The following is a 12,196-nucleotide window of genomic DNA, read 5'->3' on the forward strand; positions in this document are numbered from 1 at the left end:
ATGATTTCGTAGTTCTTGCAAAATTCTTCCTACGCCGTACATTCGTGTACGCCTCGCGTCGCAAAGAGTCCCTGCGGAGTCCGCACGTCTCACACGCCCTTGATAAACTGACCTGGTGAAATGCACTTTTGGTGAGGTCGTCGAGGCTCAGTTACGGCTGGTGGCTTTCGATTTGGACGACACCTTGGCAGACTCCAAGGCTCCGATTTCTCCTGACATGGCTGCGGCTCTAGCGCGGCTTTTGACGCGTTTCGAGGTGGCAGTTATCTCGGGGGGCCAGTTTTCCCAGTTCCAAACCCAGGTTTTGAAGCGGCTGGAGCTTGGATTTAGCGCTCGCACCCTGCACCTGTTGCCGACCTGCGGAACCCGGTATTACCGGCGCAAACCCGCTGGTGAGATTGAAACCGTGTACGTGGAGGCCCTCGAGCCCGCGGTGCGCCAAGAAGTGAAGTGGACACTCCAGGAAGTAGCCACCAAACTGGGGCTTTGGGAGGAGCATCCCTGGGGAGAAATCATTGAAGATCGCGGAACACAGGTGACGTTTTCAGCCCTGGGTCAAAATGCGCCGTTGCAGGCCAAGCGAGATTGGGATCCCGACAAATCGAAGCGAAGCCGCTTGGTGGAGGCGCTAACGCCACTATTGCCGGGTCTTGAGGTTCGCTCGGGTGGCTCGACTTCCATTGATATCACGGCGAAAGGCGTCGATAAGGCCTACGGGATGCGAGCCCTTTTAGCGGCGCAAAGCCTGGAGGCGAACGAGGTGTTGTTCGTGGGGGACCGTCTTGACCCGGCCGGTAACGATTTTCCAGTGGTTGCAACAGGCATTCCCTGCCAGGAGGTCAGGGACCCACAAGAAACCCTCACACTGATTGAGGAGCTTCTCGCGCCAAAGTCGTGAAGATTTCGACACGAGAGCCGCTATGGCGGGTTTGACGTCGAAATCTTCACGACTTTAATCCCTAATCCGTCTGAAAGCGTGCTATTCTCGTTCCTCAGGCAGACGACGCTGTACCCGAGCCGGATTCCCGAAGGCAATCACGTTTGCGGGGAGGTCGCGGGTGACGACCGAACCTGCTCCGACCACGGTGTTTTCTCCGATGGTCACGCCCGATAAAACGAGCGTGTTGGCTCCGAGCCAGACATTGTCACCAATGGTGATGGGCGTGCCGGCCTCCCAGCCGTCTCGGCGCGTTGTGGCCTCCAAGGGATGCCAAGCGGTGAGGAGCTGCACCCCGGGGGCAAACTGGCAACGGGCTCCTATCGTAATATCAGCCACATCCAAAAGTACGCAGCCAAAATTCATGAAGGTGCCTTCACCAATGGTGGTGTGGATGCCGTAATCAATATAGAGCGGCGGGCGAATGGTGACGCCGGGCCCAACTTTGCCAAACATTTCTTGGAGTGCGGCATCCACCTCCTCTCGAGGAGCCGTGGTCAAAGTGTTGTAGTGCACCATGCGCTTGGCGGACTCGGCGCCGAGGCGCTCAAACTCGGGGCCCGCAAATTTATAGAGTTCACCGGCCCGCATCCGTTCATACATGGTGGGGTTATCTTGTTCCATAATCCCAGCCTATCGGGTTTTATCTGTTCTGTTCGCCCTCAAATGGGTTTTGGCGCTCGGTCGCCCAGCAGGCTACCGCGCAGGCCGCTGCCACGTTTAGAGAATCTACCCCGTGAGCCATCTCGATGCGAACAACTTTATCCACTCCAGCCAAGGTACGTTTCTTTAGCCCGTCACGCTCCGCTCCGGCGACAAGCGCAACCCTGCGAGTGGGGTCTCCCGCTAGTTCGGCGGCATAGTCTCGCAGGTCAACGGCGTTTTCGTTCAGAGCCAGCGCGGCTAATTCGAAACCATTTTGATGAAACAGTTCCGGATCGGGCCAGCGGCTCAACCTAGTACAGGGAAGCTGAAAAATAGTTCCCATCGAAACCCTCACGGCGCGACGGTACAGCGGGTCGGCACAAGAGGGTGTCACTAAAATGGCGTCATATCCGCAGGCTGCCCCGCTTCGAACCGCTGCTCCCACATTCGTGTGATCCACGAGGTCTTCTAACACCAGGACACGACGAGACCGCGCCAGAATCTCGCTGGGGTCAAGGAGTGGCGGGCGCTCGATGGACGCGATGGCTCCGCGGTGGAGGTGGAACCCGACTAGGGACTCGAGGAGGGCCTCATCAGCAATAAAAACCGGAATCGGGCCTCCATGGGGATCCCCTCCGGTAAAGGGGCTTTTGCCCAGGTGAGGCGCAATAATCTCCAGCCAGTGCGGGGTCAACAAAAGCGAGCGGGGGCGATAGCCCGCCGCGAGGACGCGGCCGATTACCTCGTTAGATTCGGCCATGAACAGCCCGTTTTCCGCCTCGAAACTGCGGCGCAGGTTGACGTCCTTTAACTCCGTGTAGTCGCGGAGCAGCTCCCGGTGTTCTCTGAGGTTTTGAAGATGAATCAGCACCTCTAAATTCTCGTTAAAAAACCGGATTTTTCCAAGTTTGCCAAGTTAGGAGTGGGTTTCGAAGGTTTTCCACAGTTGCAATTTTCACCCCGAATTCACATGGTAAAAATCTTGGGGCTGCAAAAACCATCAACTTAGAAAAAACTGGGGTGAAGGCAGTTTAGAAAAACAAATAAGAAAGGAACTATCATGCCGACACCTGTATTGGAAGCCCTGGAGGGATTGCGGAGCCGTCGCGCGGAACAACCGATTCACCACGAGGTGAGCTGTACTTGCGAGCAATGCGCGATGGCGCGAACGGTAGCGTTGGATAATCTCGGTCATTTGATTGGCTTGAATGATCTCGATGAGGGGCTCTATGGGCCTCGCGGATGGACTGTTCTGTCCGGAGTCGCTGTTTTGGCCTTGCAATATTCGGACTGGATGTGGATGGATACGGCCGAGGATTTTCCGGGGGTGAAGCCGGAAGAAATGATCGACTACCTGCCATACTTTGGGGGAGACTCTTGGCTCGCGAAACGGATATGGGGAAGAATACCCGAGGCAGCACTCGAGGAGCGCCAAAACTATGCCCCGAGTCTGGGCGCGATTTTGGATTTCATCAAAGACCATCCCGATGATGCGCTATTTAGTGGGTACCTGATTGGCCCGCAGCGTTTTGATGAACGCCTCAGCGCCGACGCGCTTTATATCAGTCCGGAGTTTCTCGGCCTAGATTCAGAGAACGCCGATGCTTTAGACGCCCACGATGCTTTCATAAAACTTGGTCTTGACCAGGTTTCTAGCCCCGATGAAATCTGTCAGTGGTATCGCGAACGCCCCTATTGGCGCTTCTGGTGGGATTAGTCGGTGAGTTCGCGGTTCAGTCGGGCGGCCCAGTCCGGTCCTTCATAGATGAAGGCAGAGATTCCTTCCACCAGGTTTGCTCCGGCTTCGAGCATGGCCCTAGCGTCGCCTGCGGTCGTGATACCACCGACCCCGATAATGGTTTTATCTTCCGGCAATCGGGACCGTAGCAGGGCCACCACTTCGAGGGCGCGTTCCCGCAGGGGTTCTCCGGATAATCCGCCGGCGCCGAGATCGTGTTTGATGGTGGTGTTGGTGGCGACTACGCCGGCCAGGTTTTCCTTTACGGCGAGGTCAGCAACGGCGATTACGTCGTCGTCGGCGAGGTCTGGAGCGATCTTTACGAAAACCGGTAGGGATTCGAGGTCTTGAAGTTGCAGCTCTTTTTGAACCGCGCGCACAATCGGAGTCAAGGATGAAACCGCTTGGAGGTCGCGCAAACCTGGAGTGTTGGGGGAAGACACGTTGATGACGAGGAAATCCACTAGGGAAGCCAAGGAGCGAGTAACTTTACGATAATCGCTCGGGGCTTTCTCGGCGGGAGTGACCTTGTTTTTCCCGATATTGGCGCCGATAACTAGAGAGTTTCCGAACTCAAAGCGCAGTCGTTTCAGGCGTCTCGCCGCTACGCGGGCGCCCTCATTGTTGAAGCCCATCGCGTTTCTAAGCGCACGTTGCTCCGGTAATCTCCATAAGCGCGGACGGTCGTTGCCGGGCTGGGCGAGGGGAGTAATCGTTCCGATTTCTACAAAACCGAAACCGAGTGCATCCCACATCGGTACGGCGCGTGCTTCCTTGTCCATGCCGGCAGCGAGGCCAAGAGGCCCGTAAATCCGCTGTTCTTTCCCCGTGCCAGAATTATCTTTGAGTGGCCACTCGAAGCGTTTCTCCGGTCGTTTCACCAAGCATGCCGCCTGCTTCCTTACCCAGCCAAACCGGCCCGCAAACTCCAGAACTTCTATCGCCCGCCGATGCACCCATTCAGCATCGAGCTTCACCAACACGTGACGAAACAAAAATTTATACATACCCGCAATCCTACCGGAAACTATTTCTTCATTTTTTGAGTACTTTTACCGGTGTGGACACTAGCTTGTAAGGTGATGCACAACGCTCGCTGGACCGCAGCCGCGCGACGCGAGCCCAGATGGAGTCGCTACATTGTCGGGCGAGAAGTTGGAGACTTCGGGCGATCTTCTGGCTGGTGACGGACAATGAAGTCGCCCAAAACCGCATCGATAGCCCCGAAAACATCCTCATCCAACCGCACGTCAAGGGCCTTCAAATTCTCTTCCACCTGCGAAGGTTTAGAAGCGCCGAAAATAATCCCCGCCACATTGCGACGAGACAACAGCCAGGCCAGGGCCAGTTCGTTCAACTTACAGCCGGCCTTCTCAGCAATCGTGCGCAAACCTTGCACCGCCTGAAGCAAATCATCGCGCATCCAGCGGTCGCGGATGAATTGACCGGCGGTTTTACTCGCAGCGCGAGTCTTCTGTTTCGGCGCCACCCCGGGACGATACTTGCCGGTCAAAACCCCTTGAGTCAGGGGAGAAAAACAGAGGTGAGCCATGCCATTTTCTTCGCAGGCATCAATCACCCCGTCTTCAACCGTGCGCCACAGCATGGAGTATTCCGCCTGGTTTGAAATGAGCGGTACCCTCATTTCTCGAGCCAAACCGGCCGCGGCCCGAATCTGGTCGGGATACCATTCACTGACCCCGATGTAGAGCACCTTGCCGGATCGGACCAAATCCGAAAACGCCAGCATCGTTTCTTCCAGGGGAGTCTCGTAGTCGAAGCGATGGGCCTGATAGACATCGATATAGTCGGTACGTAAGCGCCGCAGCGAGGCCTCGGCAGCCTCCATAATGTGCTTGCGAGACAATCCGCAATCATTGGGGCCGAATATATGAACCGGCCAATACACTTTCGTCATGATGACGAGATCACGGCGGTCTTCGTCTTTGAGAGCCTTTCCGAGAACTTTTTCTGCGGCGCCGTTGGCGTAGACATCGGCAGTATCGAAGGTGTAAATCCCATTTTCAAGGGCAGTTTTGATGCATTTTTCCGCGGTCTTGTCTTCAATCTGGTTTCCATGGGTGAGCCAGTTGCCGAGAATCAGACTCGAAATTTTCAGTCCAGAATTTCCTAAATATCTTTGTTCCATACGGTTCAGTTTATTAGCGAAAACCCCACCAAAGAAGATTTTTCCGAAAACAAACCCACATTTTACAAAGAATTAACAATCACTCCTGGGGTTTGCCCCGTAAAGAACGAGTGACCTGCGGGCGTGGCTGGCGGAACCGGCGCGGCATCACCAAGCGGGAAAACGCGTACCAGCGCAAGCCTCTGGGAATTTTCTCTTCCCCGAGTTTCTCGATGGCGTGTTTGCGAGCGCGACTCGCAAAAAAAGCCCCTTCCAAACAGCCACCGATCAAAAAGACATAGGACAGAATCATGGACCAGGTGTTGATCTTCAAAGCCAAGGCTTCGTTGTTTTGGTTGATGATGGAAACCGCAATCAAACCGCCGAACATGAGAATGAGGATGAGGACAATCATCCATTCCGAGAAGGTGTAGCGCGAATCAACGTAGTCCCGCACCGCTCGCCTCGCGGCGCCCCGATGCATGACCGGCAGTAAATCCTCGCGACCAGTGCGTAAACCCTCTTGCTCCAGTTCCATCCGGCGACGAGATTCTTCCCGCGCCCGCGCTTTCGCTGCCTTCTTGTCTCCTCCCACGATGCCTTGATAGTGCTTGGCTTCCTGGGTTTTCCGCGACGGAGTAGGGCCCGTTTTTTGCCGCGAATTAACCTGGGAGGGCTTTCCCGCCGCGGTCTTTGCGGCGTCAATCGGTTCACTTACTGGTTTGTTTTTGAATAGACTCATGATGACTTGATTATTCCACAACTTGCAAGGCGCTAATAAACGCCGTCACTAAGGAGGCTTCCTCATGGAAGAAACCGCATTACGCGAAAAAATGACCCAAGACTTTCCAGCAATCGTAGGTTTCTTGAAAGAACTGGTGAAGATTCCCTCGGTGTCTTCGCTTCCGGAACACGAGAAAGACATGGTGAAAAGCGCCCAGTTCGTGCGGTCCCAACTCGAAGACGCCGGTGTGGACGCCAAGGTCATCCAGGTCACGGATCCCAATACCGGTGAAGTCTCGCGCCCAGCCATTCTCGGGGTGAAAGCCGGTCCTGAAAACGCTCCCACCGTTTTGCTTTATGCCCACCACGATGTCCAACCAGCAGCGGGCCAGTCGGGATGGGACACTCCTCCCTTTGAGCCGGTGGAAAAAGACGGTCGGCTCTATGGCCGCGGCTCCAGCGATGACGGGGCGGGAATCGCAGTTCACCTGGCCGCTTTGCGAGCCTGGGGCGAGGAACTGCCGGTGACCGTAAAGCTCTTCATCGAAGGGGAGGAAGAGGTTGGTTCCCCGACTTTCCGCGCCCTCTTGGAACAAAACCTTGACTTTATGCGCTCCGATGTCATCATGGTGGCGGATTCATCAAACTGGGATCCGGAAACTCCAGCACTCACTTCCGGTTTGCGCGGGGTACTTTCTACCACCGTGGAGGTTCGGACTCTTACTCACGCCGTTCACTCCGGCGAATTTGGGGGAGTGGCGCTCGATGCTTTGACTTCCTTGTGCCGCTTGCTGGCGACGCTTCACGACGAGAAAGGACGGGTAGCTGTTCCGGGTCTGAAGCGTGAGCTGGAGGCGGATGTGGACTATCCGGAAGCGGAACTGCGCGAACAAATGGGAATGGTTCCCGGCCTGGAACTTATCGGGGAGGGGGATTTGGCATCCAGAATGTGGTCGCAACCAGCCATCAGTGTTATTGGACTTGATGCCCCCACGGTAGCGAATTCTTCCAACACGCTCATTCCTTCCGCTGCGGCGCGAATCTCCATGCGCATTGCTCCGGGAGAAGATCCTCTAAGCGCTGCCGCCGCCTTACAGAAATATCTGGAAAACCACGCGCCTTTCGGGGCTGAAGTCAAGGTCACGATTAACGAACTCGGACCTTCCTATGCGGCAGACCTGGAGGCCGAAGCCACCAAGCTCATGCATGAGGCCCTCACGGATGCTTTCGAAAAGACCTCTGTCAATATCGGCTCGGGCGGTTCTATTCCGTTCATAGCAACCTTCCGCGAGCTCATCCCCGAGGCCCAGATTCTCGTTACCGGCGTAGAAGATCCGTTGTCCCAAGCGCATTCCGAAAATGAGTCCCAAGACCTGGAGGAGATGCGGAAAGCCGCCTTGGCTGAAGCCCTGTTCTTTGGGCGCCTCGGCGCCTAGGGGAGGAGTAATTTGCGACTCCAGGTATTTGCCTCTCCCAATTGGAACCACTTTGCCAAACAGTTCACTGCCGCTTGGCAAGAGCGCTTCGAGGACGATGCCATCGAGATCCAAGTGGTGGAAACCTCTCAAGGAATGGTGTTGCCCTCCCGCTTAGAAATCGAAGACGATGCCGATTTGCTTTTGGTGATGCAAGCTGAACTCACCGACTATCCTGGAACCCAGGATTTGGCGAATCTGGTGGTGGCTCGGGCCAGGCGCCTGGGAATCCAACCGGTGGTGGTTCTTGCCCAAAACACGCCGCTTTCGAAGCGGCAAATCCAGGAACTCGGTTTTTCAGGCACCTATTTCCGCGAGGAACAGCCGCGTCGCGGACCGGAGGACTGGGGAAGAATCCTCGCCCAAACCTGGCACCTGGAATGAATCCCACCTCGGTTTTTGAGCCGGAAGCGAACAAGCTCCGCTTGAAAGAGGCGCTACGAAAACACTCGGTCTAAACTGAAGACCTGGATAAACAACTTTTAGGAAAGGTAAGACTATGAGCGACACCGCCACTTTGACCCACGAAGTGTCCCTGACCGATGCGGCCGTGGACAAGATTAAGCATCTCTTGGATCAAGAGGGTCGCGATGACTTGAACCTGCGGGTGGGGGTGGCTCCGGGAGGCTGCTCGGGGCTCATCTACCAGCTCGAATTCGATGACGTCATCGAGGACAACGATGCCGTACGCGACTTTGATGGAGTGAAACTTGTGGTCGATAAGATGAGCGTGCCTTATCTGGCTGGAGCCTCTATCGATTTCCAGGACACCTTGGCCCAACAGGGATTCGTCATCGACAACCCCAACGCCGCCAACACCTGCTCTTGCGGAGGTTCCTTCCACTAGACTGGTAGACCACTTGACAGGTCTACCAGCGCTGAATCGAAACCTGATAGCTTTAAATTGTAGTGCTCAGGGGAGTTTCCCTATAGAATAAAGACAACTTTTTCATGGGTTTCAACAATTTCATTGGAGTATTGTGTTTCGAAAAGCAGCTGTTATCTTGGCCAGCGTGAGCTTGGTATTTGCCCTTTCTGCTTGCGGTAAATCCGGTGGCAATGCTCTCCCCACCGTATCTTCACCCGTGTATGGTACGGTTCCGGAGATTTCATTCCCCGCTGGGAATCCGCCTAAGAGCGTCGTCATGAAAGTCTTGGACGAAGGTGACGGCAAGGGCGCTACCGTGGGCGAAAATGACCTCGTGGTCGTGGATTACTACGGTAAAGTGTGGGGCGGCGCTTTGCTGCCCGACTCCACGATTACGGATGCGACTGGGCCTAGGGCGATTTCTTTGGTCGACCCGCCGATTGAGGGCTGGTCTTCGCTAAAGGGAGCGAAAACGGGTCAGCGAGTGTTGTTGGTGGTTCCTCCCCAGCAGGCTTACGGCGACCTCGGCAGCGAATCCATTGGAGTGAAGAAAGGCGATACTCTCGCCTACGTGGTAGATATTCGTTCCACCGTGTCACCCGATGCTGCGAGCCAATTCCAGACTACGCCAACGAATAATCCTCTCCCTGCCGGTGTCACCGTCACCGCTAGCGATAAGGGAGCCATGATAGTAGATGCTAAAGCCGCACGCGCCTATCCCACGAAGCAAGAAACTGCAGTTTATGCCGCCGGCAACGGGTCGGCAGTGGCGCCCGGACAATCTGTGGTCATCAAACAGGTGGTGGCCAACTGGGGCGAAGCCTCCACTCCCGAGGCCTGGACGGCTTCGAAACTTAGCGCCACTTCCGCGAGCGTGTTAAACCTCGAAAACCAGCCACTCGGAACCATTGCCGTGGTGCTCTATCCCGCCACGCCTTCCAGTGGACCCCAGGCGACCCTAGTTCAGATTCTTGCTGCCTACGATGCGGGCCGCTAATCCGAAGAGAGGAAATTAACTTGCTAAAGATTACTAGGTTTGCGTCTATTTTGGCGGTTTTTGGCCTGACGGTAGTGCTTAGCGCCTGCACGAATGAGGGGAAAAGTGAAAATGCCCCCTTGGCGAATCCGAAAGCCTGTGTGAAAACCATCACTCCGGCGGCCTCCGCGGAAGTGCCCGAAGTGAAACCGGCTGAAAACGCTCCGGTTCCGGCGGTAACTGCGGGAACAAAATTTGGCGAAGAACCGGCGATTGCTCCGGGTGAGGGCAATGCCCCCAATGACTTCATCCGCAATATCCTCATCTCGGGAACCGGTACGGAAGTGTCTTCCGGAGCAGATGTGGTCGTGAACTACAAGGGACAGAAATGGAACGGGGAGGTCTTCGACAGTTCCTGGGGAAGAGGTTCCACAGCTTCTTTCAACCTCCACAACGTAGTGGATGGTTGGCGTTGGGGACTCGCCGGAACCCACGTGGGGGATCGGGTGGAACTCGTGATTCCCCCGAAGCTCGGCTACCGGGAGCTAACCCCTGATGAGCAGGCATTAAAAGCCGCCGGCCAGCAGGTTCCCGGTAAGCATGAACTCGCCGGTGAAACCCTGGTATTCGTGGTCGATGTGGTGTTTTCTCCGCCGGTATTGGCCGAAACCCAACTCGCCGCCTACACCCAGGTCCTGTCCAAATCGATGCCTACCGGGGCAAAACTCCCTGACGGTTTGAAGATTTATTGTCAACCCGGTGAAGAACCCCAGCCGGCTTATGTGGAAAACTCGAAAGTTCCTTCCCAACCGCGAACCGTGTGGACGATGGAAGGCCAAGGTCGCACCATAGAGGCGGGAGACCAGATTGGCTATGTCATTGTCTACGGGTCCTGGGGTGACGCCCCTAAATCCACCTGGACCAACGGCTCTAGCGTCAGTTGGGCCCAAGCCGAAGACGTGCAAGCGGTCGGGAAGAAGGTAGGCTCTCGTGCCGTCTTGGTGGGACCTCCCAACGAGTCTGCCCCGCGCGGAGTGGTCCAGATTGTTGACATTGTCGACGCCATGAGCCTTTCCGACAAGGGAGCCGTACCCGCCCAGTGATTCTTTTTGTCGCCCCCGCCAGCGAGGGTAGACTGGAACAAGCCAAGAAAAGGAGCCTTTATGGATGTAAAAGCAGCCCCCGATGCTGTGGAGATTTTGCTTTTCAGCAACGACAGACACACTCGCGAAACCATCATGGACGCGGCTGGAGTCAGCGGCGTTTTCGACCTCCCTCCCATCAAGTGGTTGGAAGTCGCAACTTCCGCTGCCGTGAAACAGAACTTCGAGGAAGGACGTTTCGCGGCTCTCGTCTTGGACGCGGAAGTCCCCAAAGAGGGCGGTGAATCCGTCTCGCGCTGGTTGCATGACCACAGCGAGAAGGTTCCACCGGTGGTGATGCTGGTGGCGCGTCAACAAGACGAGTGGATGGCCCGCTGGTCCGGAGCAAAGCGGTGCGTACCGGCACCCTATGATGCCGAGGACGTCGTCGACACCATCCGCGAGGTTTTGAAACCCGCCAACTGAGCCCACGCTGGCTTTGAGCTAGCGTTTCTTGAACATCAAGAGATAGAAGCTTACGGCCAAGACGAGGAGACAGCCCCCGGCGAGAACTGCGGAAAAAGCCGGACGGAGAATCCCCAAAACGATGAAGCCTCCCAAGGCAATGGCGAGGAGAATCCAACCCCACATCGTGGCGGGACGCAATCTCGGTAGGGGCGGATCCGGCGGGATAAATCCCTCGGTGTCCTCAGCCGGAGACCAATCTCGAGGTCCGAAACCTCCCAGTTCCGGAGTGGCGGCGGCAAGTTCCTCGAAACGGCGTTCGATTTCGGCATCGTTTTCAGGAAACTCCTCGGGGCGGCGTTTCGGAAATAAAGACATATCGCAAAAATATCCAGAAAATTACTCACAGGCAAGCGGAGGTTCGAATGTATAGGTTAGCAAAGCTCATTGTGGGTCCTTTGCTGCATCTGCTGTTTCAACCGTGGATTCGCGGCGCAGAAAACATTCCCGATGAGGGACCTGCCATCTTGGCCTCCAACCACCTTGCTGTGATCGACTCGGTGTTTCTTCCCCTCATGTCGAAGCGGGAGATTACTTTCGTCGGAAAAGCCGACTATTTCACCGGAACCGGCTTCAAAGGCTGGTTGACCAAGCATTTCATGCAGTCTGTAGGGGTTATCCCCATGGATCGCTCCGGGGGTAAAGCCTCCCAGGTGGCGCTCGAAAAAGGGCTGGAAGTCCTCAAACGCGGGGAACTGTTTGGGATTTACCCCGAGGGAACCCGTTCCCCCGATGGTCGCCTCTACCGCGGGAAAACCGGTATCGCGCGCCTCGCGCTGGAGTCTGGGGCCCCGATTATCCCCGTGGCTATGGTCGGAACCAACAAGTCCCAACCGATTGGGAAACGGCTGCCTCGTCCGGAGCGTATCGGCGTCATTGTGGGGGAGCCCCTAGACTTCTCCCGCTATGCCGGCATGGAGAACGACCGCTTCGCGCTGCGTTCTATTACTGACGAAGTCATGTACTCCCTGATGCTGCTTTCCGGTCAAGAATACGTGGACGAGTACGCTGCGAACGTGAAGAAGCGACTGGAAGCGGAAAAGAAATCCGCGAAAGAACCGGAAAAAGAAACTGTCCAGAAATAGAAACCCAACAACGA

General features: G+C 55.9%; 14 protein-coding genes and 1 pseudogene. 9 read left to right on the forward strand and 6 right to left on the reverse strand.

Annotated features, from left to right (window positions below; genetic code table 11):
- The first annotated feature begins 115 nt into the window (after window positions 1-115).
- A complete protein-coding gene (locus FYJ63_RS00625) occupies window positions 116-898 on the forward strand; it encodes an HAD-IIB family hydrolase (protein WP_338106767.1) in 783 nt (260 codons plus the stop codon).
- 81 nt (window positions 899-979) lie between these two features.
- Here the strand turns inward: FYJ63_RS00625 and FYJ63_RS00630 are convergent, their stop codons facing one another.
- Window positions 980-1,561, reverse strand: a complete 582-nt coding sequence (locus tag FYJ63_RS00630; RefSeq protein WP_229769826.1) for a sugar O-acetyltransferase — start codon at window positions 1,559-1,561, stop codon at window positions 980-982.
- Between the two features lie 19 nt (window positions 1,562-1,580).
- The gene (locus tag FYJ63_RS00635; RefSeq protein ID WP_338106768.1) at window positions 1,581-2,453 is read right to left on the reverse strand and encodes a TrmH family RNA methyltransferase; all 873 of its coding nucleotides are present in this window, start codon (window positions 2,451-2,453) and stop codon (window positions 1,581-1,583) included.
- A 189-nt stretch (window positions 2,454-2,642) separates the two neighbouring features.
- Here FYJ63_RS00635 and FYJ63_RS00640 point away from each other — a divergent pair, with 189 nt between their 5' ends.
- Window positions 2,643-3,299 carry a hypothetical protein gene (locus tag FYJ63_RS00640; RefSeq protein ID WP_154542767.1) on the forward strand — a complete coding sequence of 219 codons (657 nt, stop codon included), beginning with the start codon at window positions 2,643-2,645 and terminating at the stop codon, window positions 3,297-3,299.
- Here FYJ63_RS00640 and FYJ63_RS00645 read toward each other — a convergent pair.
- The 3 genes from FYJ63_RS00645 to FYJ63_RS00655 all read right to left on the reverse strand — a co-directional run bounded on the left by FYJ63_RS00645 (window position 3,296) and on the right by FYJ63_RS00655 (window position 6,190).
- Window positions 3,296-4,327: a quinone-dependent dihydroorotate dehydrogenase gene (locus FYJ63_RS00645; protein ID WP_154542770.1), complete on the reverse strand. Its 1,032-nt coding sequence runs from the start codon at window positions 4,325-4,327 to the stop codon at window positions 3,296-3,298. The genes FYJ63_RS00640 and FYJ63_RS00645 overlap by 4 nt on opposite strands.
- Before the next feature lie 128 nt (window positions 4,328-4,455).
- Window positions 4,456-5,469, reverse strand: a complete 1,014-nt coding sequence (locus FYJ63_RS00650; RefSeq protein ID WP_154542772.1) for an aldo/keto reductase family protein — start codon at window positions 5,467-5,469, stop codon at window positions 4,456-4,458.
- A gap of 79 nt (window positions 5,470-5,548) precedes the next feature.
- Window positions 5,549-6,190: a DUF3043 domain-containing protein gene (locus tag FYJ63_RS00655; protein WP_154542775.1), complete on the reverse strand. Its 642-nt coding sequence runs from the start codon at window positions 6,188-6,190 to the stop codon at window positions 5,549-5,551.
- Between the two features lie 64 nt (window positions 6,191-6,254).
- On the opposite strand from FYJ63_RS00655, the gene FYJ63_RS00660 reads away from it, so the two are divergent.
- From FYJ63_RS00660 to FYJ63_RS00685, 6 genes are all read left to right on the forward strand, one after another.
- A complete protein-coding gene (locus FYJ63_RS00660) occupies window positions 6,255-7,607 on the forward strand; it encodes a dipeptidase (RefSeq protein WP_154542777.1) in 1,353 nt (450 codons plus the stop codon).
- A gap of 12 nt (window positions 7,608-7,619) precedes the next feature.
- Entirely contained in the window at window positions 7,620-8,030 is a 411-nt protein-coding gene (locus FYJ63_RS00665; protein WP_154542780.1) for a hypothetical protein, read from the forward strand.
- Window positions 8,031-8,145: 115 nt separating this feature from the next.
- Entirely contained in the window at window positions 8,146-8,493 is a 348-nt protein-coding gene (gene erpA, locus FYJ63_RS00670; protein WP_154542782.1) for an iron-sulfur cluster insertion protein ErpA, read from the forward strand.
- A 133-nt stretch (window positions 8,494-8,626) separates the two neighbouring features.
- A complete protein-coding gene (locus tag FYJ63_RS00675; RefSeq protein WP_338106769.1) occupies window positions 8,627-9,511 on the forward strand; it encodes an FKBP-type peptidyl-prolyl cis-trans isomerase in 885 nt (294 codons plus the stop codon).
- Between the two features lie 20 nt (window positions 9,512-9,531).
- Entirely contained in the window at window positions 9,532-10,593 is a 1,062-nt protein-coding gene (locus FYJ63_RS00680) for an FKBP-type peptidyl-prolyl cis-trans isomerase (RefSeq protein WP_154542784.1), read from the forward strand.
- 60 nt (window positions 10,594-10,653) lie between these two features.
- On the forward strand, window positions 10,654-11,058 hold the full coding sequence (locus FYJ63_RS00685; protein WP_154542786.1) for a response regulator transcription factor: 405 nt from the start codon (window positions 10,654-10,656) through the stop codon (window positions 11,056-11,058).
- An 18-nt stretch (window positions 11,059-11,076) separates the two neighbouring features.
- Here FYJ63_RS00685 and FYJ63_RS00690 read toward each other — a convergent pair whose 3' ends face one another.
- Window positions 11,077-11,415, reverse strand: coding sequence for a hypothetical protein (locus FYJ63_RS00690; protein WP_154542788.1), 339 nt, complete (start codon window positions 11,413-11,415; stop codon window positions 11,077-11,079).
- A 47-nt stretch (window positions 11,416-11,462) separates the two neighbouring features.
- On the opposite strand from FYJ63_RS00690, the pseudogene FYJ63_RS00695 reads away from it, so the two are divergent.
- A pseudogene (locus FYJ63_RS00695) lies at window positions 11,463-12,170 on the forward strand (lysophospholipid acyltransferase family protein); the annotation flags it as partial.
- Between the last annotated feature and the right edge of the window lie 26 nt (window positions 12,171-12,196).

It is taken from the genome of Mobiluncus porci (assembly GCF_009695935.1).
Taxonomy (GTDB): domain Bacteria; phylum Actinomycetota; class Actinomycetes; order Actinomycetales; family Actinomycetaceae; genus Mobiluncus; species Mobiluncus porci.